Origin of the sequence: Nonomuraea africana (assembly GCF_014873535.1) — a bacterium.
Classification (GTDB): Bacteria; Actinomycetota; Actinomycetes; order Streptosporangiales; family Streptosporangiaceae; genus Nonomuraea; species Nonomuraea africana.
In genome coordinates this window covers 1,092,922-1,117,209 of sequence record NZ_JADBEF010000001.1, presented here as the reverse complement: position 1 = coordinate 1,117,209, position 24,288 = coordinate 1,092,922, and the positions used below count along the sequence as shown (strand labels likewise).

General features: G+C 69.0%; 27 protein-coding genes. 18 read left to right on the top strand and 9 right to left on the bottom strand.

The genetic code is table 11. The features are described from left to right. Positions 1–30: 30 nt before the first annotated feature. Both H4W81_RS05070 and sepH read left to right on the top strand, forming a co-directional pair. Positions 31–933, top strand: a complete 903-nt coding sequence (locus H4W81_RS05070) for a S8 family serine peptidase (RefSeq protein ID WP_192773695.1) — start codon at positions 31–33, stop codon at positions 931–933. 165 nt (positions 934–1,098) lie between these two features. Beyond that, on the top strand, positions 1,099–3,282 hold the full coding sequence (gene sepH / locus H4W81_RS46750; protein WP_225958469.1) for a septation protein SepH: 2,184 nt from the start codon (positions 1,099–1,101) through the stop codon (positions 3,280–3,282). 39 nt (positions 3,283–3,321) lie between these two features. Here the strand turns inward: sepH and H4W81_RS05060 are convergent, their stop codons facing one another. Continuing rightward, a complete protein-coding gene (locus H4W81_RS05060) occupies positions 3,322–4,893 on the bottom strand; it encodes a PH domain-containing protein (RefSeq protein WP_225958468.1) in 1,572 nt (523 codons plus the stop codon). After that, positions 4,890–5,420 carry a PH domain-containing protein gene (locus H4W81_RS05055; RefSeq protein WP_318781533.1) on the bottom strand — a complete coding sequence of 177 codons (531 nt, stop codon included), beginning with the start codon at positions 5,418–5,420 and terminating at the stop codon, positions 4,890–4,892. The genes H4W81_RS05060 and H4W81_RS05055 overlap by 4 nt, the downstream gene beginning before the upstream one ends. 219 nt (positions 5,421–5,639) lie before the next feature. Between H4W81_RS05055 and H4W81_RS05050 the strand changes: the two genes are divergently transcribed. The 4 genes from H4W81_RS05050 to H4W81_RS05035 all read left to right on the top strand — a co-directional run bounded on the left by H4W81_RS05050 (position 5,640) and on the right by H4W81_RS05035 (position 11,148). After that, positions 5,640–6,203: a YbhB/YbcL family Raf kinase inhibitor-like protein gene (locus H4W81_RS05050; RefSeq protein WP_225958467.1), complete on the top strand. Its 564-nt coding sequence runs from the start codon at positions 5,640–5,642 to the stop codon at positions 6,201–6,203. A gap of 183 nt (positions 6,204–6,386) precedes the next feature. Continuing rightward, positions 6,387–7,817 carry a hypothetical protein gene (locus tag H4W81_RS48365; protein WP_192773694.1) on the top strand — a complete coding sequence of 477 codons (1,431 nt, stop codon included), beginning with the start codon at positions 6,387–6,389 and terminating at the stop codon, positions 7,815–7,817. 58 nt (positions 7,818–7,875) lie between these two features. Then, a complete protein-coding gene (locus H4W81_RS05040) occupies positions 7,876–10,065 on the top strand; it encodes a bifunctional SulP family inorganic anion transporter/carbonic anhydrase (protein ID WP_318781532.1) in 2,190 nt (729 codons plus the stop codon). A gap of 75 nt (positions 10,066–10,140) precedes the next feature. Further along, positions 10,141–11,148, top strand: a complete 1,008-nt coding sequence (locus tag H4W81_RS05035) for an NAD-dependent epimerase/dehydratase family protein (RefSeq protein ID WP_192773693.1) — start codon at positions 10,141–10,143, stop codon at positions 11,146–11,148. Between the two features lie 85 nt (positions 11,149–11,233). On the opposite strand, the gene H4W81_RS05030 is transcribed toward H4W81_RS05035, so the two are convergent. From H4W81_RS05030 to H4W81_RS05020, 3 genes are read right to left on the bottom strand one after another with little or no spacing between them, the layout of a single operon-like run. Beyond that, positions 11,234–11,503 carry a hypothetical protein gene (locus H4W81_RS05030; RefSeq protein WP_225958466.1) on the bottom strand — a complete coding sequence of 90 codons (270 nt, stop codon included), beginning with the start codon at positions 11,501–11,503 and terminating at the stop codon, positions 11,234–11,236. Positions 11,504–11,547: 44 nt separating this feature from the next. After that, entirely contained in the window at positions 11,548–12,102 is a 555-nt protein-coding gene (locus H4W81_RS05025; protein WP_225958465.1) for a GNAT family N-acetyltransferase, read from the bottom strand. A 35-nt stretch (positions 12,103–12,137) separates the two neighbouring features. Beyond that, positions 12,138–12,881 carry a GNAT family N-acetyltransferase gene (locus tag H4W81_RS05020; protein WP_192773691.1) on the bottom strand — a complete coding sequence of 248 codons (744 nt, stop codon included), beginning with the start codon at positions 12,879–12,881 and terminating at the stop codon, positions 12,138–12,140. A gap of 502 nt (positions 12,882–13,383) precedes the next feature. Here H4W81_RS05020 and H4W81_RS05015 point away from each other — a divergent pair. Beyond that, positions 13,384–13,584, top strand: a complete 201-nt coding sequence (locus tag H4W81_RS05015; RefSeq protein WP_192773690.1) for a hypothetical protein — start codon at positions 13,384–13,386, stop codon at positions 13,582–13,584. 1,152 nt (positions 13,585–14,736) lie between these two features. Here the strand turns inward: H4W81_RS05015 and H4W81_RS05010 are convergent. The 4 genes from H4W81_RS05010 to H4W81_RS04995 form a co-directional block, all read right to left on the bottom strand. Further along, the gene (locus tag H4W81_RS05010) at positions 14,737–15,186 is read right to left on the bottom strand and encodes an NUDIX hydrolase (RefSeq protein ID WP_318781531.1); all 450 of its coding nucleotides are present in this window, start codon (positions 15,184–15,186) and stop codon (positions 14,737–14,739) included. A gap of 1,018 nt (positions 15,187–16,204) precedes the next feature. Beyond that, positions 16,205–16,543, bottom strand: a complete 339-nt coding sequence (locus H4W81_RS05005; RefSeq protein WP_192773688.1) for a hypothetical protein — start codon at positions 16,541–16,543, stop codon at positions 16,205–16,207. A gap of 14 nt (positions 16,544–16,557) precedes the next feature. Beyond that, positions 16,558–17,145, bottom strand: a complete 588-nt coding sequence (locus tag H4W81_RS05000) for a hypothetical protein (RefSeq protein WP_192773687.1) — start codon at positions 17,143–17,145, stop codon at positions 16,558–16,560. 31 nt (positions 17,146–17,176) lie between these two features. After that, positions 17,177–17,503, bottom strand: a complete 327-nt coding sequence (locus H4W81_RS04995) for a hypothetical protein (RefSeq protein ID WP_192773686.1) — start codon at positions 17,501–17,503, stop codon at positions 17,177–17,179. A 171-nt stretch (positions 17,504–17,674) separates the two neighbouring features. Here H4W81_RS04995 and H4W81_RS04990 point away from each other — a divergent pair, with 171 nt between their 5' ends. From H4W81_RS04990 to H4W81_RS04940, 11 genes are all read left to right on the top strand, one after another. Next, positions 17,675–17,992 carry a hypothetical protein gene (locus H4W81_RS04990; RefSeq protein WP_192773685.1) on the top strand — a complete coding sequence of 106 codons (318 nt, stop codon included), beginning with the start codon at positions 17,675–17,677 and terminating at the stop codon, positions 17,990–17,992. Between the two features lie 304 nt (positions 17,993–18,296). Then, positions 18,297–19,247: a hypothetical protein gene (locus H4W81_RS04985; RefSeq protein WP_192773684.1), complete on the top strand. Its 951-nt coding sequence runs from the start codon at positions 18,297–18,299 to the stop codon at positions 19,245–19,247. A gap of 91 nt (positions 19,248–19,338) precedes the next feature. Continuing rightward, a complete protein-coding gene (locus H4W81_RS04980) occupies positions 19,339–20,199 on the top strand; it encodes an FtsK/SpoIIIE domain-containing protein (protein ID WP_192773683.1) in 861 nt (286 codons plus the stop codon). Between the two features lie 13 nt (positions 20,200–20,212). Further along, complete coding sequence (locus H4W81_RS04975) at positions 20,213–20,422, top strand: hypothetical protein (protein ID WP_192773682.1); 210 nt, start codon at positions 20,213–20,215, stop codon at positions 20,420–20,422. Then, entirely contained in the window at positions 20,412–20,609 is a 198-nt protein-coding gene (locus H4W81_RS04970; RefSeq protein WP_192773681.1) for a hypothetical protein, read from the top strand. Before H4W81_RS04975 ends, H4W81_RS04970 begins: the two co-directional genes overlap by 11 nt. Next, positions 20,606–20,956, top strand: coding sequence for a hypothetical protein (locus H4W81_RS04965; protein WP_192773680.1), 351 nt, complete (start codon positions 20,606–20,608; stop codon positions 20,954–20,956). Before H4W81_RS04970 ends, H4W81_RS04965 begins: the two co-directional genes overlap by 4 nt. Before the next feature lie 91 nt (positions 20,957–21,047). After that, a complete protein-coding gene (locus H4W81_RS04960) occupies positions 21,048–21,398 on the top strand; it encodes an RRQRL motif-containing zinc-binding protein (protein ID WP_192773679.1) in 351 nt (116 codons plus the stop codon). Beyond that, positions 21,395–21,649: a hypothetical protein gene (locus H4W81_RS04955; protein ID WP_192773678.1), complete on the top strand. Its 255-nt coding sequence runs from the start codon at positions 21,395–21,397 to the stop codon at positions 21,647–21,649. The genes H4W81_RS04960 and H4W81_RS04955 overlap by 4 nt, the downstream gene beginning before the upstream one ends. Beyond that, positions 21,649–22,065 (top strand): RRQRL motif-containing zinc-binding protein, encoded by a 417-nt coding sequence (locus tag H4W81_RS04950; protein ID WP_192773677.1) that lies wholly within the window; start codon positions 21,649–21,651, stop codon positions 22,063–22,065. Before H4W81_RS04955 ends, H4W81_RS04950 begins: the two co-directional genes overlap by 1 nt. Further along, positions 22,056–22,652, top strand: coding sequence for a DUF2637 domain-containing protein (locus tag H4W81_RS04945; RefSeq protein ID WP_192773676.1), 597 nt, complete (start codon positions 22,056–22,058; stop codon positions 22,650–22,652). The genes H4W81_RS04950 and H4W81_RS04945 overlap by 10 nt, the downstream gene beginning before the upstream one ends. A 3-nt stretch (positions 22,653–22,655) precedes the next feature. Then, positions 22,656–24,284 (top strand): replication initiator, encoded by a 1,629-nt coding sequence (locus tag H4W81_RS04940; protein ID WP_192773675.1) that lies wholly within the window; start codon positions 22,656–22,658, stop codon positions 24,282–24,284. Positions 24,285–24,288: the final 4 nt, after the last annotated feature.

Here is a 24,288-nt window from a genome sequence, read left to right as displayed (position 1 = left end):
TGACCTGCGTGACAGGCAGATTCGACAGCCGTGCCCCGCCGATTCGGACTCCCTTCCGTGTACGCCGCCGCGGCCCTGGCGACGGCCGTCACGACAGCTGCTCCCGTGGTGGCCTCCGTGGTGGTCCCCACCGCCCCCGCGCCCGCCCCCGGCCAGCCGCCGCGTCCCTACCTGGTGACCGCCGTGGACCGGGCCGAGGCCCGCTCCCTGCTGGCCGACGGCCGGCTGCGCGTGCGCCGCTACTACACCTCGGCGCTGCCGGGGTTCGCGACCTGGCTGACCGACGACGAGGCCGCCGTCCTGCGCGCCGATTCGAGGGTGCGCGCGGTGGAGCCCGACCGTGAGGTCCACGCGCTCGGCCTGCCCCCGCGACGCGCGCCGTCCTCGACATCTCCGAACGGTGGCGGCGTGACCGTCTACGTCCTCGACACCGGCGTGGACGTCACCCGTGGCACGTTCGGCGACCGGGCGTGGCGCGCCTTCGACGCCACCGGCGGTCAGGGGCGTGCCTGTGGCGGCCACGGCACCAGGACCGCCGCGCTCGCCGCCGGCGGAAGGCACGGCGCGGCGCCCGGCGCGCGCGTCGCCTCGGTGAAGGTGCTCGGCTGCGACCGCTCGGGGCCGCTGTCCGACGTGGTCGCCGGGCTCGACTGGGTGCGCGGGCACGCGCGGCGTCCCGCCGTCGCGGTCCTGGCCGTCGACGCCGCGCGCTCCCCCGCCGTCAACGCCGCCGCTCGCCGCCTGCGGCGGTCCGGCGTGCTCGTCGTGACCTCACCCCTGGCGGCCGGTACGGTGGCCCGCCACCTGGAGTCCCATCCGGCCCCCGCCCCATCGACTCTCGCGTCTTGGCTGAAGTCCACAACGGCGCGCGACGCGATTCGCCAGAATCCGTCGAGGACCCCTAACCTCCTGCTGCACGGTGGCGGGCGGTAATCCCGGATGGAATCGACAAATGTGACCGGCGTCACATCGGCCAGGGCCCATCCCATGAAGGCGATGTTCGGACATGCCGGGTACGGTGCTGGCAGGCAACCGGCACACGCGAGAGACTCAAGGGTCCGGGGGAAGATTGAGCACGACGCTGACGAAGGGACTCGCATGCAGGAGCTCCGACTCGTCGCGGTGAGCGAAGACGGCACCTATCTCGTGCTGGCTACGGCCGGGAGAGGGACCCGCTTCACGCTTCCCGTGGACGACCGGCTCCGCGCTGCCGTCCGCGGAAACTTCTCCCGTCTCGGCCAGTACGAGATCGAAGTGGAGAGTCCGTTGCGCCCCAAGGAGATCCAGGCCCGCATACGCGCCGGGGAGACCGCGGAGGAGATCGCCGCGACCGCGGGAATCCCCGTCGAGCGGGTCCGCTGGTTCGAGGGCCCCGTGCTCCAGGAGAGGGAGTACGTCGCCCAGCAGGCGCAGCGCGTCGCGGTGCGCATGCCTGGGGAGTCCGCTCCAGGTCCCACGCTCGGCGAACTGGTCGCGGAACGGCTCACCCGTCGTGGCGTGCCCGCCGACGAGATCGACTGGGACTCCGCCAAGCGCGACGACGGCCTCTGGCGGGTCAAGCTCGGCTACGTGTGGAACGGTCACACGCGGCACGCCGAGTGGCTGTTCGACCCGCGCCGCAGGCACGTGACCCCGCACGACGACGAGTCGATGCGGCTGTCGTCTGCCGACTTCGATCCGAATCCGCCGGTCGAGGACACCATCGTCACGCCGTTCGCCCCTCGCGTGGCCAAACTGCAGCCGGTGCCGCCGCTGGCCGCCGAGCCGTTGATGCAGCCGCCGGTGCCGTTCCCCTCGGTGTCGCGCCAGGACCCGCCGTACGCGCAGCCGCCGTCCTCGCGTCCCGAGCCCGCCTGGACCCCAGGTCTCTCGCGTACGGCCGAGCCGCCGGCGTCACGGGCGGCCGCGCGCGAACCGGAGTCGATCTACGCCCCCGCGACTCCCGAGCCCGCGGTCGAGCCGTCGTTCCTGCCACCCGAATCGGTCGCCGCTCCGCCTGTCACACCGACCTCCCCGCCGCCTCAGCCCCCCGCCCCGGATCCCGAGCCCGCGCCCGCCGAGGCGTCCACCCCCGCTGCCCTCGAGGCGCCCACGCCTGCAGCCATCGAGACCCCCGCCGCCGCCGACACGCCCACGCCTGCAGCCGTCGAGACCCCCGCTGCCGTCGAGGCGTCCACCTCCGCTGCCGTCGAGCCGGGCACGCCCGCTGCCGCCGAGGCTGTCGTCGAGCCGGCCACAGCCGCTGTCGTCGAGGCCTCCACGCCTGTGCCGCCCGCGCCCGTCTCGTCGCCTCCCGCCGAGGAACCGGCTTCGCCTTCAGCCGTCGTGCCCCCTTCCCCTGAGGTGACACCTTCGTCGCCTCCTTCGGCATCCCCTTCCCCTTCGGCCGTTGCTCCCGCACCCGCCGTAGCGGAGACCGTCTCCACCCCGGAGCCCGCCGCAGAGCCCGGGTCTGTCGCCGAGCCCGAAGAGGCCGCCACCACTGACCCCGCCGCTCCTGACCGCGCCGCCGCTCCCGAGGCGGTCGCGCCCGAGGCCGACGTCGTTCTTGGGACCTCCGTCGAAATCTCCGAGGCACCGGAGACGGCCAAGGTCGAAGAGTCCGCCTCGGCCGTGGCGTCCGAAACCCCCGCAGCCGTCACCGACCCGCAGCTCGTGAAGGCCGCCGAGATCGACGCCCCCGAAGTGGCGAGCGTCCAGGAGGCAGCGGCCGAGGACCGGAAGCCCGCCACCTCGGAAACCGAGACAACCCCCGAACCCGCCAAGCCCGGACCGCAGGACAAGACCCAGGAGCCGGTCCAGGCGGCGGCCCCGCCAGAGGAGCCCACTCGGGAAGCCGAAGCCCCTCTACAGAAGCCCAAGGCGGAAGAGCCCGCACAGGGACCCAAGGCGGAAGAGCCAGCGCAGGAGCCCAAGGCGGAAGAGCCCGTTCAGGCGGCCAAGGTCGACGAGCTCACGGGGCCCAAGGCCGACGAGAGCGCGAGGGAATCCACAGCCGAGGAGCCCGTCCAGGCGGCCAAGGCGGACGAGTCCGCTGCTGCCGTACCGGATGAGCCCGCGACCGTCCCCGCCGCGCGGCCGAGCGCCGAGGAGGACGCGGCGGCGCCGGAGAAGCCGGGCAAGCCGCCCGTCCCGAAGAAGCCCGTGGACCCGACCCCCGTGCCGGTGCCCTCGCCGCCGCCCGCGCCCGCCGCCCGCCAGCCCAAGAAGAACGCCAGAGGCCGCAGGGCGTCGGTGCCGACCTGGGACGAGATCATGTTCGGCGCCCGCCGCCAGGACTAACGACACCCGTAAGGGGCGCTTCCTGTGGGGGAGCGCCCCTTAGCGTTGTGCCAGGAAGGGCGCCATCCACTCGGGGGTGACCTCGGCAGGGAAGGCGACGGCCTGTTGCCCGGAGACGTCCACCGCCTCGTAGCCGCCCTTGCCCGCACCCACCCCCGCGACCAGTGTGAACACCCCCGCCCTGCGCTGGAACCAGGTCTGGCGCAGCCGCCAGCCGACGACCGCCCGCCGTTCGACGACCGCCTGGGAGCGCCGCAGCGACCCCGAGCGCACCGAGAGCAGCCGGACCCCGTCGTAGCCGTGTCCCAGCGAGCGGTAGCGGTCGTTGCCGAGGGGCACGCCCAGCCCGGCCAGGACGAGCGCCACGGCGGCCAGGATCCACCAGGCGGGCGTGGCGGTCGCCACCGCGAGGACGGCGGCTCCCGCTGCCACCGCGAGCCAGGGCGCGATCGCCCTGAACAGGCGGCGGTCACGCGCGACGGGCGGGTGGGCGCGCAGCGGCGCGGTGAACGGCCCCACGGCCTGCGCGGCGACCTCCACGGCGACCGCCCGCGGGACGTCGGGCAGCAGCTGTCCCCTGGTCTCGGAGTCGCCGAGGCCGGTGACGATGGCCCACATCCTGACGACTCCCGCCCTCCGCTCGGGCAGCGCGTCGACGATCTCGTAGCCGCGGGTACGGCGGGCCTCCAGGGAGACGCTGCGCCTGGTGACGAGGCCGCGTTCGGCGACGAGGTAGCCCTCGCGCTCCTTGAGCGTGAAGTCCCAGTTGAACACCGCGTACATCACCGCCGCTACGAACGGCATCGCCACGACCAGCGCCAGGACCGCCACCACGATGAGGATCGGGTGCTCCCACAGCCAGCGGCCCACGTTCCACACCGCGGCGCGGCCGACTCCGAGCTGGTCGCCCCACTGGAAGATCAGGCCGATGGCGCCGCCCGCGACGGCGAACGGGGTGAGGAGGTAGGCGCCCGAGAGCGGGCCGTACAGGAGCCACTTGCGCGGCACCTTCACGATCTCGTGCTCCACGGGTTCGGCGAAGGCCCGATCGAGCGGGACGGCCTCATGTGGCTCTCCCGCGAGCGGAGGGCCCCCCTCCTGGACGCCTGGGCCGGTGCCGGTCCCGTCGTGGGCGGCGGCGTCGTCGAGGCCCGCGGCGGCCTTGGCGGCCCTGGCCCTGCGCAGCAGGACGCCCTTGAGCCGCTCGGCCTCCGCCACGCTGACCCCGTCGAGCTCGCCCTCCTGCTCGCCGCCCCCGCTGGCGCCCGTGTCGATCTTGAGTACGGCCAGCCCCAGCAGCCGATGCATGGGCGGCGTGGTGACGTCCACGCCCCTGACCCGCTCCAGCGGGATGGTCCGCACCGACCTGCTGACGAGCGATCGCCTGATCTCCAGGCGATCGCCGACGATCCGGTAGCTGAAGGTCGCCCAGCGCACGACCGCGTAGACGATGGCGCCGAGCACGCCGAAGGCCGCCCAGCCGAAGGAGCTCGGTGAGAAGCCGCCCACGAACAGCACGCCCACCAGCGGGATCAGCAGGGACGGCAGCATGCGCACCGGATCGATGAGCAGCACCTTGGGACTCAGCTTCATCGCGTCGGGCTCGCTCATGTGGCGTCGTCCCTGAGCTCCTCGGCGCGCCTGGCCAGGTGCTCGGCGAGTCCGGCGGCGACGTTGTGGTCGAGGCCCTGGATCGTGGAGGAGCCCGCGTGCGAGGCGGTGCGGATCTCCAGCGTGGCCAGCCCGAACAGCCGCTCGAACCAGCCCTGCGCCTTGTCGACGGTCTGGATGCGGCTGACGGGGACGAAGACCCATTCCCTGGTCAGGAAGCCCGACCTGGCGTAGACGACGTCTCCCGACAGCTCCCACCGATGGACGGCGAAGCGCACGAACGGCTCCACCGCCAGGAACGGCGTGGCGGGCACGAGCACCACGACGGGCACCAGCCACGAGTTGCCCGACAGCCAGGCGGGCAACCACGACCAGCTCGGGATCCACGCGGCCAGCAGGAGGGAGCCTCCGGCGAACAGCACGAGGGCGATCGCCGCCTCCACGAGCCACAGGTGCACGGCCTTGGGCGAGACGCGATGCTCGGGGTCACGCAGGGGACCCGCTACCGGGTCAGGCGCCTCAGTCACACTGCCCAGCTTAGAAGGGAGCGCCGGCTTTCTGACCGCCGCGGGCGCACTGGGAGCAAGATCGCCTGTGACGACCGCGAACAGGGCCCTCGAAGGCCACGGTTGTGTCCAACGTCACCCTTTCATCCCCCGATTATTCCAGATTTCAACGGCTTTCCTCGCGACCGAACCTCCCGAACCGGTCGGCGCATCACCGACAGGCGCGTAGCATCTTCCGGCATGGGGCAGCCGAACACGTACCCTCGCGTGCGGCGCGCCATCGTCTTGTCGACGGTGGCCGCGCTGTCACTCGCTGTGTCCGGCTGCGGCATCCTGAGCGGTCCCGCGAGGGAGATCAGGGAGATCAACGTCAGCAGCTCGACGCTGCGCGACCAGACTCCCCTGCCATCGGAATATTCCTGTCACGGCACCAAGGTGAGCCCGCCGCTGCGCTGGTCGAGCGACGTGCTGCACCGTGCCAAGTCGATCGCGATCGTGGTCGACGACACCAGCTCGGCCAACCCCGCCGTGCAGTGGGTGTTCTACAACATCGACCCGCGCACGACCGAGATCGGCGAAGACGCCGCCTCCGATCCTCCGAAGGAGGCCGGGCAGGCGGCGGTGACCAGCGGCAAGGTCGGCTACGAGCCGCCCTGCGACAAAGAAGGCAGCTATCGTTTCAGCGTCTACGCGTTGAGCGGGCGGCTCCAGGGCACGGCGAGCGCCTCCCTCCCCGACGTCCTGAAGAAGATCGCCGACCAGACCATCGCGCGCGGACGCCTGACGGCGGTGCACATCGAGTGATGGGTCGAACGCTGCAGGTAGTAGTGGTTACCAATTCTTCACTTAGGGTGTGACAACGCTCATAGTGGTCCGACACAATCAGATCCGTTCGCTGTGCGTTGGTGATCAAAGGGGGCAGATCGCGTCGATGGCCGCGCGATCTCACCGGCGCCGCTGGCAGGCCATGGCCTTGAGGGTGGTGCAATGACCGCGGTCGTATTGGTTCTCGTCGCCGTCGTGCTCCTCGTGCTCGTAGTCGTGGCACTGGGCATGCGATCGATGAACAAGCGCGAGAGTTCGCTCCCGCCTGAGCGGCTCAAAGCGATGGCCGAGAAAGAGGAGATGACCCAGGCTCGGTCGACGGACGAGTTCGCCGCCCACGAGCCACGGATGGTCAACTTCAGCCCTGACTTCAGCCCGATAGACGAGCAGAAGCAGCCCAAGCCGGTCCGCACCGGCCAGCGCGGCAAGCGCGGCGTCGACGAGTGGGGCAACGGCGCCGACGACGACGACGAGGAGTTCTGGGCCAACATCCGCAACGAGGCCACCGAGGGCGGCTTCGGCGCGGGCGGCACCGTCAAGGCGCGCATGGCGGCCAGCAGGCCGGTCGAGCCCGAGCGTCCCGCGGCCGACCCGTCGAGCGAGCGCACGGTCCAGCTTCCGCTGCCGCAGCGCCCCGCCGCGGCCCCGGCCGTTCCCACCACTCCCGCCGCGGCCCCCGCGGCCCCCCTTGCCCCCGCCGCCGCCGCCAACCCGCTGGCCGACCTGGTGGAGCCCGCTCCGCGCCGCGAGTCCCGGCGTGCGTCCCGGCGCGAGCAGCGCGCCGAACCACGCCCCGAACCACGCCCCGAGCCGCGCCCCGAGCCGACCGCCGCCGAGCTGGCCGACCAGCGCACGATGACCTTCGCGGCCCCGACGCCCGACGTGATGAGCATCCTCGGCGCGGGCGCCAAGCCCGTTCCCCCGCACCAGCCCGAGCCCCGCCAGGCCAGCGGCTCCTTCCCCGCGGTCTCCGGCGAGTCCTTCCCCGCCGTCGGCAGCGGCTCGTTCCCCGTGGTGCCCTCGGGTCCGATCCACGGCGCGCCGACCAGCGACCCCTTCCCCGCCTACGGCGCCGCCGCCGAGCCCGACACCACGTGGCAGTCCCAGCCGGCCGCGCCCGGCACCAGCTCGGGTTCGTGGGCCGCAGCCGCCCACCACGACGTCCTCGACGGCCCCGCGCCCGTCACCTCGTCGTGGCCCGCCTTCGAGCAGCCGCACAGGGAGCCGGCCCCCGCCTCCTACCCCAACTCCTACGAGGTGCGCGCGGGCTGGGCCGTCTCCGACGACGACGCGCTGACCGGCCCGACGCCCGCCACGACCACCCCCACCGCTCCGGGCAGGGCGGTCACGCCCTACGACGACGTGCTGTCGGCCGGGCAGTACTCCCCCGCCCCCTCCTACGAGCCGCAGCCCCAGGCGCCGTACGCCGCGCCCGCGACGCCGGCCGCCTGGCCCGAGCCGCCCGCGGCGAGCGGGAGCTGGCCGTCCTACAGCGAGATGTACGGCGAGCCCGAGGCGGAGCCGGCCGAGCCGAGCCGCCGGGGCAGCCGCCACCGGGCTCCCGATCAGGACTTCCCCGACTATTACCGCTGATCGTAAAGCCCTGCCGTAACCGCCGAACTCTGGGAGTGAAAACCGTTACAGTCTGGCGGTGGACACTCAGAGTAATGGACTGACTGCCCTCAGATACGACGCGCCCGCGTCGCTGGTCGTCTTCCTCGTCGCGGTCCCGCTGTCGCTCGGCATCGCCGTGGCCTCGGACGCGCCGCTGGCGGCGGGGCTGATCGCGGCGGTCGTGGGCGGGGTGGTCGCGGGACTGTTCGGCGGCTCGGCCGTCCAGGTGAGCGGGCCGGCGGCGGGCCTGTCGCTGGTCGTGGCCGACCTCGTGCACACGTACGGCTGGCGCGCCACCTGCATGATCACCCTGCTGGCCGGGGTGGTGCAGCTGGTGCTCGGCGTCTTCAGGGCCGCCCGCGCGGCTCTGGCGGTCTCCCCCGCCGTCATCCACGGCATGCTCGCGGGCGTGGGCGTGGTGATCGCGCTCTCCCAGCTGCACGTGGTGCTGGGCGGCAGCCCGCAGACCTCGGCCGTCGACAACCTGCTCGAACTGCCCGCGCAGATCGCGGGCGTGCACAACCACGCCGCGGCGGTCGGACTGATCACGATCGGCGTGCTGCTGGTGTGGAGGTGGCTGCCGCACCGGATCAGGGTGATCCCCGCGCCCCTGGCCGCGCTGTTCCTCGCCTCCGCCGCGGCGTTCGCCTTCGGCTGGAACATCACCAGGGTGGAGCTGCCCGACGGACTGCTCCAGTGGGCGCCTCCCGTGCTGCCCTCGGGCGACTGGCACGGCATCGCCGCCGCGGTGCTGCTGGTCGCGCTGCTGGCGGGGGTGGAGTCGCTGCTGTGCTCGGTGGCCACCGACCAGCAGCACGACGGCCCGCGCACCGACCTCGACAAGGAGCTGCGCGGTCAGGGCCTGGCCAACGTCGTGTCGGGACTGCTCGGCGGCCTGCCCATCGCCGGCGTGATCGTCCGCAGCACCACCAACGTCCGGGCGGGCGCGCGCACCCGCTGGTCGACGGTGCTGCACGGGGTGTGGGTGCTGGTCTTCGTGCTCTTCTTCGGCTGGACGATCCAGCTGATCCCGATGGAGGCGCTGGCCGCGCTGCTCGCCTTCATCGGGCTGCAGATGATCAACCTGGGTCACGTGCGGAAGGTGCACGGCCACGGCGAGGTGCCGGTCTACCTCGTGACGCTGGCGGGCGTGGTCCTGCTGGGCCTCGCCGAGGGGGTGCTGTTCGGGCTGGCGCTGGCCGTCCTGCTCGCGTTGCGGCGCCTCACGTGGGTCTCGGTGAGCGTACGGCAGGAGCCGGACGGGCGGCGGCACGTGACGATCTCGGGCTCGCTCACCTTCCTCGGTGTGCCCAGGCTCACCGAGGAGCTGCGGGCCATCCCGCCCGGCGTGCCCGTCGACCTCGACCTCGACATCGACTTCATGGACAACGCCGCGTTCGAGGCGCTGCACTCCTGGCGGCTCAAGCACGAGCGCTCCGGCGGCACCGTCGACATCGACGAACTGCACGACGAGTGGTACGCACTGGCGGCGGGCGGCAACCACCTGTTCCCGGCCAAGACCCCGTCCAGGGCGCACGAGCGCTGGTGGCTGCCGTGGGCGCACCGCCGGCGCAGGGGCTCGGCCGTACCCGCCCAGGGCGGGCCCGCCGAGTGCGAGCTGACGGTGGGCGCCAGGGAGTTCCACCGCAGGACGGCGCCGCTGGTGCGGCCCATCTTCACCGAACTGGCCCGCAAGCAGCAGCCCACGCACCTGTTCATCACCTGCGCCGACTCCCGCATAGTGCCCACACTGATCACGGCCAGCGGTCCGGGTGACCTGTTCGTGGTGCGCAACATCGGCAACCTCGTTCCCCGGTACGGCGCGCAGCCGCACGACGACTCGGTCTCGGCGGCGATCGAGTACGCCACCCAGGTGCTGGGCGTGCGGACGATCACGGTGTGCGGGCACTCGGGGTGCGGTGCGATGGCCGGACTGCTGTCGGGAGGGGTGAAGGCGGGCAGCCTGCCCGGGCTGCGGCGCTGGCTGCGGCACGGCAACCACAGCCTGGCGAGGTTCATCCACTCCGAGAGCGACGGGAGCGACACCGGGCCGCTCGACAGGCTGTGCAGGGTCAACGTCATCCAGCAGCTGGAGAACCTGCGGACGCATCGCAAGGTGGACGAGCAGGTGGCGGCGGGGCGGCTGGAGCTGGTCGGGCTCTACTTCGACATCCCCTCCGCCCGCGTCCACATCCTCTCCTCCTCGACACTCACGGCGACGACATGACCGGGCCCACCGCCCCTCCTACGCTCTCGGTGAAGAGATGACGGGATTCGCATGCCGTACCCGAAGAATGCATCTATGAGAGTTCTGGTCATCGGAGGTTCAGCGTTCCTCGGCCGCGCGTACGTCACGGAGGCGCTCGCCCGTGGACACGAGGTCACCACGTTCAACAGGGGGCAGAGTTACCCCGACGTGCCCGGCGCGGAGGCCGTGCACGGCGACAGGGAGGTGACGGCCGACCTCGAACGCCTGGTGGAGGGGCGGCAGTGGGACATCGTCGTGGACACCTCCGCCTACGTGCCCCGCGTGGCGGGAGAGTCCGCGCGGCTGCTGTCCGGGCACGCGACGACCTACGCCTTCATCTCCACGGTCTCGGCCGTGCGCGACTTCCCCGCCAAGCGCGCCACCGACTCCTCGGGCCTGTGGGACTGCGCGCCCGACGCGGGCCCTGAGGACGGCGACTACGGCGTGCTCAAGGCGGGCTGCGAGCGCGCCGTGGAGCAGGGGTTCGCGGGCAACACGCTGATCGTCCAGCCGGGGCTGATCCTCGGCCCGCACGAGAACGTCGCCAGGCTGCCGTGGTGGCTGACCAGGATCTCGCAGGGCGGACGCGTCCTGGCCCCCGGCGAACCCTCGCTGGCCATGCAGCTGATCGACGCCCGCGACATCGCGATCTTCACCCTCGACCAGGCCGAGAAGGGCGTCAACGACCGCTTCATGGTCACCGGCCCGGCGGGCAACACGACCTACGGGGAGTGGCTGGAGCTGTGCAAGCAGGTCACGGGCTCCGACGCGGAGTTCGTCTGGGTGGACGACCAGTTCCTGCTCGACCACGACGTGAAGGTCTGGATCGAGCTGCCGCTGTGGGCGCCGCAGGGGCCCGACATGGCGAACTTCTGGACGATCTCCACGTCCAAGGCCGAGGCGGCGGGGCTGCGCTGCCGTCCGGTGGCGGACACGGTGCGCGACACGTGGGAGTGGCTGAAGGACATCCCGGTCTCGGAGCGGGTCTTCGGCAGGCGGAACGTCCACGGCATCGCCCCGGAGAAGGAGGCCGCCATCCTGGCCGCCTGGTCCGCCCGCTGACCCACCGACCGCCCCATGCCCGGAGGCGGGCGACCTCGTGCGAGGCCGCCGGCGGCTGAAACTGAGGCTTCCCCGCACGAAAGCCTCAGTCAGGCTGGGGGCCCTCGAAGGCGGTGCGGACGGCGTGGGCGACCTGCCTCTGGATGGGGTCCGCGTCCGGGCCGAACAGCCGGTCGTCGGCCCCCGCCGCCGCCGCTCCCGCCGCCTGGAGGAGGCGCGTGCCGTCCGGCGTGATCTCGATGGCCGAGGCGGCGCCGGCGCGGGCGGTGTTGTCGCGCACCAGCCCCGCGCCGGCCAGCGCCTTCACCGCCGCGTGGACGCTCTGGACAAGCGGAGAGGGCACCCGTCCGTGCACTTCGAGATCCTCTCGGCGCCGACGGTCGGCATGCGTCCGAGGATTCAGCGCAGGTAGTAGTGGACCAGCGCGGGCCGGCCGTCCACGTCAAGCCAGTCGGCGCGGACACTGGCCACCCTGCGCCAGCCCGCGCGCTCGTAGAACGCCATGGCGTTCCGCCTGCTGTCGGCGACGTCGAGCCCCAACCGGAGGCCGCGCTCGGCCGCCTCCTCCTCCACCGCGGCCATCAACCCCGCGGCGACCCCGACCTGCGCCCCTCCGGAACCGGAAACCAGCGACCCCGCCGCCTCCACCCCGGGAACCCTCGACGCCGGTCCCGCACCACGCACCTCTGTATGCGCTCGCGAGCCTCGAGCCCGCAGGCCCTCAGCGGCTCCCCTCCCCCGGGCGTGTGGGGCGACGAACAGCCGGGCCAGGATGCCGTCGGCCGCGGGGAAGCCGGGATCCGCCCCGCGCAGCAGGACATGCCCGGTGATCTCGGCACCGTCGGCCGAGACCCACGCCTTGATCATCCCTTCCGGAGTGAGCCAGGCCCCGGGGTCATTCGGCCAGTTCGCGGGATACCCGTCCCCCTCGTGAACGGCCCGCAGCACGTCCACGCAAGCACCCAGATCGCCCGGCACCCGTGGGCGGATCATCCGGCCGACCACCACGTGGACTGCGTGATCGTGGCGAAGCCGAGCGAGTCGTAGAGCGGCTTGCCCGCCCTGGCGGCCGTCAGCGTGACGGGCAGCTCCTTCAGCCGGCCACCCAGCACGGCGTGCATCAGCGCCCGCCCGATCCCGCGCGAACGGAACTCCGGCAGCGTCGTCACCCAGTAGAGCCCGCCGACCCCGCCGTCGACGACGGTCACGCACGCCCCACCCAGCTCCCCGTCCATGGCGACGAGGTAGAGCTCGATCCCCTCCCGTTCGAGCACACGCGCGGGAAAAACCTGCCCCGGCCGGTACGGCTGGAAGCCCGGCAGCGGGAAGCCATCGACGACGATCCGCTCGGCCGACCCCAGCTGCTCCTCCCGCTCCACCTTGATGACCTCGAGCGCAGGAGGCGGAAGCGCGTCGCCGGGCCGGCGGATCATGACAGGCAACTGCCGCGGGGTCAGCCCGATCCCGCTCATGTCGACGGAACCGAGCGCGTCCTCGACCAACACCGACCCACGGGACCAGCCCTTGGCCAACCCGGTCAGCTCGGCGACGTCGTCCTCGTCCGGCGACGGCGACAGCAGCACGATCCGCAACCCGCTGCGCTCATCCCCCTGCACGCCGAGAAACCCGGGCCTTTCGACCAGCTCGTAGCCACGGACGTCGGCGAGCACCCTCCAGAACGCGGCGGCATTCCCCACGGCCAGCCGCAGGTCAGCCAGGTCGGTGATGGTCATGGGGGAACCCTATAAGACCCAGCGATCTCCTCCCCGGTAAGGACTGCCACAGAGAACGGCACAGCCTGGATGCGCCCCAGTGCGCGCGCCTGTGCCATAGCCCCGACACCGCATGATCTTCAGTTCCATCACAAGGGCTTCCTCCGAACATGTCCGCCCAAGCACGTCACTTCTTATCAGGAACACTTTTCTTCTTGTCCATATTTAACCGCGGCACGACATATGCCCTGATAGGCGGACACAGGCTGGACTGAGTACGGCTTATGGCAATTGCGCGGTATCTTGTACGCGTGTGGCACATGGGAAAGCAGAGCTGCGTCAGCACCCCGGCAGAGCGCTGCTTAGCTACCGCGTCAGCGGTCAGCCTCTGACAAGGGAGATCGCGGCACACCCTGCCGCAGCCCTAGGCGAGAGGCACTCCTCTCGACCAGCCGTTGGCTGTCGATCCGCGCTCGGGTGAGCTTCCCGAGCCCCACAGCCGTTCGCGAGCAAGGGCTCCCCCATGATCGTCCTCAACGCCACGTGGCAGCGCGTCGCCCTCAGCGGGCTTCTGGTAATCCCTTTGGCCCTGGTCATTGTTCTGATGACCCCAGCATTCCTGCTGTTGCCGTTCGTCCCCTCTGGACGAGAATTCATACTGACCCTAGTTGACAAGATCACAGCGTGGGCGCGAGTCATTGTGCCAAAAACAGATGCCAAGTGAGCTGCGAAAATGAGAATCCCTGGAGCCACTTCTAGACCCACGAGGTCTCTCTGTTTTCGCATTGAAGGCAGGCCGCTGTCGCCGCTCAAGATCAAGAGACGAGCCGGCCTGCAGGCCGGGATCTAATGCAGCGTGATCGTGACCTGCGACGCATTCGGCGATAGCCGCTCTGGCCAGCTAAAACGCTATGGTCATTTGCCGCTGGCTGACACCCGGCTTCCGGTGCGATGTGCCCTGCATGTGCCCTGAACCGCCCGCGCCTGATCTTCCCGCCCACCTCGTCCCACAGCAATGCAGCAGGAGAGGCCGACAGTCGCTGCTGTCAGTAACTATCGCTCCATCGATACCACGGACCTTGTATGTGCTCGAAAGACGACGTTGCCGAGTCGTCGGGATCATCACTTGGCGGGCTCTGCGGACTCCAGACGTAGCCGTAAGGGTCCACCCCCGATGTATCTCCAAGCTTGAAGTACGCCCGGCCTCGGTCGCGAAAGACATCGTCGAAGACGAACAACCCGATCTCGTGGGGCGCTTCCTTTGTCCGGTCACCGGGTTCTGCGGTCCGTGCCACCTTCTCCATGCTCTCGACAGATCTTCGGAAGCGTTCCTCGTCGGCGACTCCACAGGACGACACCATTGCCAGCGCGGCGCATGCCAGCAACGTCGTTGTCAATCGCCCGTATGTCCTCCACGGAGCGGACGTGTCGTTCACTCCCAGACCACCTCCGGTCCGATCTTCCCGTCTGCCTCGTCCACATGCAATGCAGCGGATCAAGGCCAGAGAGCCAAGGTGGAGCGCCCCACTGGACGAACGACCTTGGCTCTCTGGCCTTGATGTGCTGGGCTCTGCCTGGGACGTGGCGGGCGGGGAGATCGGGCTCCACCTCAGCCCGCTGATTACCGGCCTGGTCGGAGCGATCATCCCGGAGCCGAGTTCCCCGCCGGAGGCATGTTCTGACCTGCCGCCACTTCTAGCAGTACCTCGGGCGGCTACCTGTCTTCGTGATCAGTCTGGCCTACTGTGACCCCTGCCCGCGCGGCTCCCGCGCGAGACCGGCCCCCAGGCCGCAGCTCGCGCGAGGAGGGCCGCGCGGGCGCGGCGACGCAGCCGCCGCCTTGATCCTAAAAGAACAATTCGGCAAGATCCGCGCGTCAGGTTGGCAGGGTACGGCCATGCTCCAGGTACAGGGTTCGCCCGATGTTGTGGGCGGTGACGGCGGAAGAGACCCGGGTGGCCAGGCGCTCGATCATCAGGCCGTCCAGCTCCTCGACTGCGTGGAACTCGTAGCCGGCCAACTCGCCGTCGCCAAACGTGATCTTGCTGAGCGTCTCGGGGCTGAGTCGTCCACCGTCGAAGATGAAGAGGATCTTGTCGCCCTCTCTGGGGTGGGGTGCCCAGTCGACGACGAGGAGATCCCCGATGGACGGTTGGATGCCGAGTTCTTCCTGGACCTCGCGCACGCACGCTTGGAACGGGGTCTCTCCCGGTTCGACGTAGCCACCGGGGATGTCCCGGTACGACTTGTAGGTCGGCTTCACCAGCAGCACGCGTTCGTGCTCGTCGAAGAACAGAGCGCCTGCGGCTACTCGGGCGGCGGCCACGGGCGATGGGGCGTTCCCTCGGTCGCTCATGATCTCGACACTACGGGTTCATCGGGTGCCACCATGCGAGATGTGGACGCCGCGCGAGGTCGGCGTCCAGAGGTCGACACGGTGCGGTCAAGATGCTCAAGAGCAGTCGTTCCGGAAGCCTCGGCCCGAGCCAGGCAAGCGCTCGACAAGGCGTCGCGCTCGTCGCTCGATGTGCCCTGACCTAGAGCTAAGCCCCGTTCCTCCCTGGTCAGAGAGAAATAGAGAGACGAGCCGGCCTGTAGGCCGGGTTCAGTTCGCGACCCCTTGTTGACCTTGGCTTTTTCCTCGACACCGGCTCTGAGCTGCGGAATCACCTTCCGACAGTTGTCAGTGGTTTCCGGTGTCTTCTGCGTTCCGGCGGAACAGGGACGGAACAAGATCCATGGCCCTGGCTGAACAGTAACCACTCTCCCCAGCCTGCCCGTCTGCCGTCGTCCCACCCCACGGGATAGCGGGCCAGCCGCGGGGCTGCCCCACCCGCGCGCACTGGTCACGGTCGTGATGGAACGAGGGCGGCCCCGCGGCTGGTCTGCTAGGGCTTGCCCTGGGACGGCGGCAGACGGGCAGGCTTCCACCGCAACCCACCGACCACGGTACGCAGCGATCTTGGCCTGCCCGGAGCCGGAGCGCCCCCGCCGGAGGCAGGCAGTGACGCCGGCCCCGTTCCTGGCTGCGCTTGCGCTTAGCACCTCGACCCCGTGAGCAGAGCAGTGCGCCCCCATAGCGGCCCTGACTTTCGTCCGCGCCAGCCGACCGGCGTTTCGCGGGTCGGGCACCGAGCCCGAGCGGGAGTGCCCGGCCCGTGCCGCGTCGGCGGCGCGTGCGGCCCTGTCAGGGCCGCTTTAAGTATGAGAAGAAAGTTCTCACAGGGGATCACGGCGGCGGCTGATCAGCTTCGCTAGGCCGTACATGATCAAGCCAGCAGCGAAGGGCCCGACCACAAAGGTCCGGGCCAGGATCATCATCGTGTCGAATAACTCCACGATCGCTACCGCTCGTCGTCGAGAATCTCTGCCGTGATGCTTACGCTGACGAGGCCGTCATAGTGCTCGCGATGAGCATGGAGCTTGAGAACCCCGTCTCTGTGGATTCCGTTCGGCCACTCAGTAGCGTCAACGGCGTTGACCCACGCGTCGAAATCACGTTGACGCTGAATGGGATCGGTTGTGTAGCAGTTCCCGACGATCAAAGGTCCGGCTCCTGCGTCAGTGATCGTCCACGAGATCACCGGAAGGTCTTGATCCTTCGCTAGTTGCAGAAGACGGCCGAGAACAGCGTGGCTGCGCTGTTGCCAGTCGAGTCGGTCATCTGTCGTGGTGGAGGTCATCAGGTCTCTCGTTTCTACTGCTGTTGAAGACTGGAGGCGTTGGGAAGGATGATCGGGCTCTCGTTGTGATCGTGGTCGTACATACCAGCGAGAGCGGGCTCTAGCGTCGCAAGATGCTTCTTCCACTTGTCGCAGAGCGCGGCACGGGCTGACGAGTCGGTGTAGAGCAGGAAATGCAGGTGTCGTAGGCCGTGAAGAAGCACGTCGATGTAGCGCGGGAAGGGCGCTTGCGTAGCTTCTACGGCGATTGTTTTCCCTACTGCAGCAGTGACTTCCCTTGTGATCGGCGTGGCGTTAGGCCAGTCAGTGCGGACGAAGTCATCGCATCCGATCACGCCGACGTAGGTAAGGATCACTGACTCATCTTCAGCTCTCCATGATGTCGAGGTGAGAGCCTTGACCCGCCATGATGTGGAGTGCAGCAGCTTGACGTCAGACAGGATGCTGTGTTCTTCGAGAAGACTTTCTACTGTGCTGTGAGGGTCACTGGCCTGCTGTACGGGCTCGGAACGCCATGCGTCCATGCCGCTGAGGAGCCAGAGTCCTTCAGTGTCCGCAGAGACGGGCCATACCTCGACGCGCACCGTCGTGTTGCCTGACATCGGTGTCCCTCCCTGGGGGGTATGCGGGGCCTTAGGACTGCTCGGTTCCCTCGCTTGGCGGCTTGGGACTCTTTGGTGATTTCGTCAACTGCTCGGCAAGTGCCTTGGAGATACCGACCTTCTTCCCCAGGGCGGCGAGCGAAAGTCCGTCCCGCTCCTTGAGGTTTGTAATGATCTTTCGGCGAACTTCCGCTGACGAGTTGGTGGTAAGGCGAAGAGCTTCAGTCCACCTGGTCATCAGTGCAAATGCTCGCTCAAGGTCTGGGTCGGCGGTTACCGCATCAGTGACCGCCACGAAGGCACGATCAAGATCGTCGAGCGCCTTCGCGACGGTCTCGGTCGCATCCTCATGACTCATGGCCTCAGCGTACGCGAGGTACGCCCAGGACTCCTAGACAGAATCGCCTACCACTCCTTGACGACTTCAGTCGCCTAGGAGTACTGTACGGCTATCGCCTAGGAGTCCTAGACGATAACACCAGGGAATTCGCGCCACAGGGGCGCGGCCCACGATCTGGAGGTGAGCTCAGTGAAGCTCTTCGTCGACGTCACCGGCAAGTCGTTCATGGTGACGAAGGAAGCGATCGAGAAGACCGATCAGAACGGGCGTCAGAAGTCCGAGCGGGAGACCGGCCGACCGATGTGGGTCACGCAGGTCATGGCGCTGGACGAGACGGGCGGCGAGATGATCAACGTCACTACGGCCGGTGAAAGGCCCACGGTGACCGTTGGTTCTCAGGTCGCTCTGTTCATGCTGGAGGCTCTGCCTTGGGCGACCAACGGTCGCAACGGCGTGGCTTTCCGCGCGGCTGACATCAAGCTCGCTGGTGCTTCGGCCAGCAAGTAGATCGCGTCCCCGGCCTCACGCCAAGGAATCTCAGTTCCGTGCAGAAGGTCGAATCGAAGTCCGCTCACAATGCGAACACAACAGGTGATCGACGGTCCGTAGAGGGCTAGATCACATCGCTGTCCGGAGAGACACTCCTACCTCTCTGGCCTGATCACCCGGTCATCCGAGGTCGGCCTTGACCACCTCAGTTCGAGGCCGATCCCGGAGACCACACCTCGGGATAACAACAAGCGGGACCGCATCGCCTCCTACAACGCGCGGCCCCGCTCCCAACCCCCACCTCGCCACGAGGAGAAGAGTCATGCCCAAGCGTACCTTCGGCACGCCCAACAACAAAGGCGGCTTCGGCCGTCGCGGTAGCTCCGTCACGGTGATCCAGAACAACGTTCAGTACAGCTACCTACGTACCGCAAAGATCACCTTCTACGTGGTGCTGGCCATCGTCGGCCTGTTCGCCGCCGTGATCTCCACCTACTACCTGCCCCCGCTGGCCGCCGTCCCGGTAGGTCTGGTGGCCGGAACCCTCGTCGGCGGTCTCGTCGCCGGCGTCGTCGCCATCTGGCCCGTCCTGCGGGTGATCTGGTGGTGGCTCCCGGAAACCACCCTTACCTTGCTCCTGGTGGGCGGCTGGTGGGCACTCGCCGAACGGACCAACCCGATTATCACCGGCGTCGTATACGCCCTCGTCATCGGCATTGTTGCCGCCGTTCCCGTCCTGCGCCACCTCATGGTGGCCCTGGCCTGGTGCCTTATCGTCCGGCATCGGCTGCGTACCTGCTTCAACGCCTTCGTTCACACAGACCGGCACGGTCACCTGCCATTCATCGGGTGGGCCAAGCCCATCCCGGTCGGCGAACGCGTCTGGGTCTGGCTGCGCCCCGGCCTGTCCGCCGCGCAGTTGGAAACCCAGCTCGACAGGATCGCCGTGGCCTGCTGGGCGACCTCTGTCACCGTCACCAAGGCCAGCACCTCCAACTCCGCAAGAATCCGCCTCGACATCAAGCGACGCGATGTCCTCGGCGCTGTGATCGGCTCCCCGCTCACTGATGAGCTGCCGACCATCATTCCGGCCGACACCACAAGCTCGTCTCGCTCGGCCTTCACCGTTCCGGATCAGCTTGACCTGGTTGACGTCCCGGAACCCGATGACCCGCCGTCAGGACCTCGTCCGAACAGAAGGAACGGCCGCACCCCGGCCGCCAACGGCCAACCCGCTGCGGTGGCCACCAACTCTGACGACGACTGGATCTGACCTGCGGTCAGCCACCGGGAGTGCCCGCACCTGCCGGTGCTCTCGGTGGCCTCTCCCACCCCGTATCGAACCTTCACGAGGTGACGCCGTCATGCATCCCACGATCCACCTGAGCCCGGACACCATCCCGGTCGCTCCCACGCTGTCGATGTTCGACCCGGTGTTCGTCGGGATCGACGAATTCGGCGCACCGGTCTACCTCGACCTCGTCTATCACAACCTGCTGGATGCCGGAGAACCCGGCGGCGGCAAGTCCGTTCTCATCCAAAACCTCGTCGCGCACGCCTTCCTGTGCCACGACTTCACCCCCGTCCTGCTCGACCCCAAATGGGTCGAACTCGGAATGTGGATGGAACCCGCCGACGCCCTCGGCGGCATTTTCGTCGGCCCCGACATCGAAGGGGGTCTTCGCGTTCTGCGCCGCCTGCAAAAGGTCATGGACCGGCGCTATGCCTGGCTGGTCGCCCACGGCCGCCGCAAGTTTTTGCCCACGGACCTCATCAAGGTCATCGGCGTCTTCATCGATGAGCTCGCCTACTACACCGCCACCACCGGCACCCCGGAGCAGCAGAAAGAGTTCATCGCCCTCGTCCGCGACCTGGTCGCCCGAGGGCGGGCCTGCGCGATGCCGGTAATCGCCGCGACCCAGCGCCCGAGCGTGGACATCATCCCTACCTCACTGCGCGACCTGTTCGGCTACCGGGCGGCCTTCCGCTGCACCACTCCGAACAGCTCAGACATCATCCTCGGCCATGGGTGGGCCTCGGCCGGATTCAACGCCCAGACCATCAGCCCGACCACACCCGGCGTCTTCTACCTCATCGCCGAAGGCGGCATCCCGCACCTGGTCAAAGCCGCCTACCTGTCGGACGAGCAGATTCACCAGCTCGTCGACTACGTCACCTGGACTCACCGCAGCGGCCAGCGGGACTCAGTCCCCCTCGCCGCCTGAACGGAGACCCGTCATGACCCACGATCACCACGCGGTTCCGGCCGTGGCCGACGTGCCATGGCCCGACCTTCCCCCCGCCGACGTGTACGGCGAGGCCGTCGCCCTGTGTTGCCCCGACTGCGGCAACAACGAGCTCGTCGCCGTCTACATCCCCACCGACCAGGGATCGGAACGCGCCCTGGAATGCAGCAACTGCCGGGAGGTGTACCCCGATGTCCGCTGACCTCAACCCCGACATCGCCTGGCTGGAAAGCCCGCACATCATCGAGCACACCCGCTGGTACGACGAACTCAGCCGCCCCTACACCTGGGCGCTGCCCATGTTCTGGCTCAAGGACGACACCAGCACAGCCACGGCGATGACCGTCACGGCCTACGCCTACAACGACCCCGAGTGGAGGCCGTTGTGATTCTCAAGGTCTACCACGCCAACGGCAGCCCCGACCTGCGCAACTGGATCGTCACCTGCGACAACAACTGTCCCAGCGCCACCCTCCTGCTGGAGGCCTCGCCCGCTGGCTGGCTCATCGGCCACCGCGAAACCGGGCGCTGCTACTGCCCCGCCTGCATCGAGGTGCTGGCCATGTGCCTCATCTCCTGGGCTCTGACCTGCCCGAGTTGCAACTCCCCGCGGCTGATCCTCGGCACCGACAGCAACGGCACCGCAGAAATCGCCCTCTGCGACGGAGAATGCCGCTCCGCCTACCTCGCCGACGACGGCTGGCACTGCGCCTGCTGCGGCGACCCAATCACCTAACTCTGGCGTGGGGCCGGACATCTCGCCAAAGAACCCCGGCCCCCGCCTGTCACATCCACTCCCCGCGACCAAGCAAAGGAGCAGATCCGTCATGCACTCTATCCCCGCCGCCGCTGCGCGGATACCGCAGCTTGACCGGCTGAATGCCACCCCCGGCACACGAGTGCTGTTCTACGACCCCACCGGCCGCCAGTACGGCCTGCCGACCTACCCCTGGAAGTGGGCACCCAAGCATCTGAAGACGCGTCGCCAGCTCGCCGCCCTCGGCCTGCGCCCCGGCGGTCAAGCCCCCGTCGCCCAGATCCTGTGGCGCAAAGGCGGTCGCGTCGCCTACCTCTACGACATCGCTCGCGCGCTGCCCAAGCGCAAGCCCACCGGCAAGCAGCTCGATGCCCTAGCCAAAGCCCTGCGCGCGCGTCGCACCAAGCGGAGCGCATCATGAGCGGCTCGATCGAAAACCCCGACTACGCCGCTTTTCTCAAGCGGATCATCCGCGCCTACAGTAAGCGCATCGCCGATGGCGACATCGAAGCCCTCGCCGACCTGTCCGGCGTCGTTGCCGAACTCGACCATGCCATCGCTCAAGCCGTCACCAAGCTCCGGGCCGAGTACGGCTACTCCTGGACCGACATCGCCCGCCCCCTCGGCATCACCCGCCAGGCCGCGCAACAGCGCTGGGGCGGTGACACCTGATGACCGGTCCCCGTATCTCCCAACTCGACCACGTCATCCGCACCAAGGGCGTCTACCTGGAGTTCTACGACCCTGACGGCATCCGTCACGGCGGACTCCCCACCTACCCCTACCGCTGGGCTCCGCCTGGTCTGCTCACCGTACGGCAGCTGCGCGCCAAGCAGCTGCGCCCCGGGGGCCAGGACATCGCCGCACAGATCATCTGGCGGAAAGGCCGGCGAGTGGCCTACCTCTATCGCGAAGACCTCGCCAAGCCCAAGCGCACCGCCACTCCGGCACAGCTGGCCGCCATCGCCAAAGCCTTACGAGCCCGGCGCATCTGCTCCACCTGCCACACAGAAAAGCCCTACTACATCGCCCGCTCCCTGGGCGAATGCAACGACTGCGCTCGGAGGTGGATCTACACATGCAGCTGAACCCGCCACGCCCATCGCGCAGCGAACAGACCGAGTCACGTGTCCAGCTCGTCATCCTGCTCCTGGTCGGCCTGATGGCCGGAGCCGCCTCCTTCACCCACGTCCATGACTGGACCATGGCCAACAGTCCGCAAGGAACCGGCGAATGGTTCGGCTGGGCCAACGCCGTCATTTCCGAACTCACTCCTACCGCCTCGGCTCTGGAGGTTCGACGCCGCAAGCGCACCGGCCAGTCCACCGTCTACCCGATGCTCGTCCTCATCGCCGCCGCCGTTCTGTCCATCGCGGCACAGATCGCCGTCGCCAAACCCCACCCCACTGGCTGGCTGGTCGCCGCCATCCCCGCACTGGCCTTCCTCGCCCTCACCAAGCTGGTGCTCTCACGTACCGCCACCACCGAACCGGCGACACCCCAAGAGGCCATCGCACCCGGACCTGACCCGGAATCCACGCCTCAACCTGCGGTAACGCCCCCTGGCCCTGAGCGCCAGGACCACGCGTACACCGACCACCGCACCATCCAGGAGCGGCCCCCGGCCCTGCCGGTCTTGCAGCTGCCCACTCCCGCCCTGGAAGGACACCACTAGCTCATGCCCACCCAGCTCGACACCGCTTCGGCGCTGGCTCTCACCCCCGGGACCGCTTCTCCGGCCCCGGGCGTGGGGGCGAACACCGAAACCCACCTGTCCAGCCCGTTCGCGTACGAACCCCGCCAGCACATCCGCACCGCCCTGGAACGCGCCGCACGCCCCGACTACGCCGCCTGGCTCCGCTACGTCGAATCCGCTGCCGCCTGCACGAATCCGATCCGCCTGCACGGCAACCTCGCCACCGTCGACACCCGCACCGGCGAGATTCTCGCCAACCGGCACACCTCCGACCTGCCTGACGGCGTCATCTACAAAGCCTGCGGCAACCGCCGCCACATCGTCTGCCCCGCCTGCGCCACCACCTACCAACACGACGCCTATCACCTCGTGCGCGCCGGACTTGTCGGCGGCAAGACCATCCCCGACAGCGTCCGCACCCACCCGGCCGTCTTCGCCACCCTCACCGCCCCCTCCTTCGGCCCCGTCCACACCCGCGACGTGCGCCACTGCACCTGCCGCGACAAGACCCGCTGCACCTGCCGAGCGGCCCCCTGCCACGCCCGCCGCGACGCCCCCACCTGTCCCCACGGAACCCCGCTGGCCTGTTGGCAACGCCACACCGCCGACGACGAGCAACTCGGCCGGCCTCTGTGCGCCGACTGCTACGACCACGCCCACCACGTCGTGTGGAACCATCACGCCGGAGAACTCTGGCGCCGCACCAAGCAACACGCCGAACGCCACCTCAACCAGCTCGCTCGGCAACGCGGCCTACCCAAGGTCCGGCTCTCCCACGGCAAAGCCGCCGAATACCAAGCACGCGGTGCCGTCCACTTCCACATCCTGCTCCGTCTCGACGGCATCGACCCCGACAACCCCGACGCCGTCACCGCACCCCCCGACGGCATCACCTCCGACGACGTCATCGCCGCCGTCACCCTGGCCGCCACCACCATCGCCTACACCACCGATCCCCACCCCGCCCACCTCGACGGCTGGACCATCACCTGGGGCGAGCAACACGAGATCCGGCCCATCACCTTGTCAGCTTCCGGCGACGCTCTCGACGACCAGGCCGTCGCCGCCTACCTTGCCAAGTACTCCACCAAGGGCACCGAAGCCACAGGCCACACCTCCCGGCGGCTCACCGTCGACACCATCGACCTGTACGCCAACCCGGCCGGAACCCACCCCGAACGCCTCATCGCCGCCGCCTGGACCCTCGGCCACGCACCCGGATGGACCCGACTGCGCAGGTGGGCGCACATGCTCGGCTTCGGCGGGCACTTCCTCACCAAAGCCCGCCGCTACTCGATCACCTTCGGCTCCATCCGCGAAGAACGAGCCGCCTACAAACGCGCACAAGCCCTCAACGGCCACGACCCAATGGCAGAGGGGCACCCCGAAACAGTGCGATTCCAGCGTCAAGCAGACCTTGACACCAAAACCGAGGAAACCACCCTCGTCATCGGCTTCCTCACCTACGCAGGCACCGGCTGGCACACGACCGGTGACCAACTCCTCGCCAACACGGCAGCGGCCCAAGCCCGCGAACGCACCCGAGCAGGACGCGAAGAGCTCGCCCACGATTCCTGGGAACAGAGCTCGTCCACACCGCTCGCCGCCTGACCAA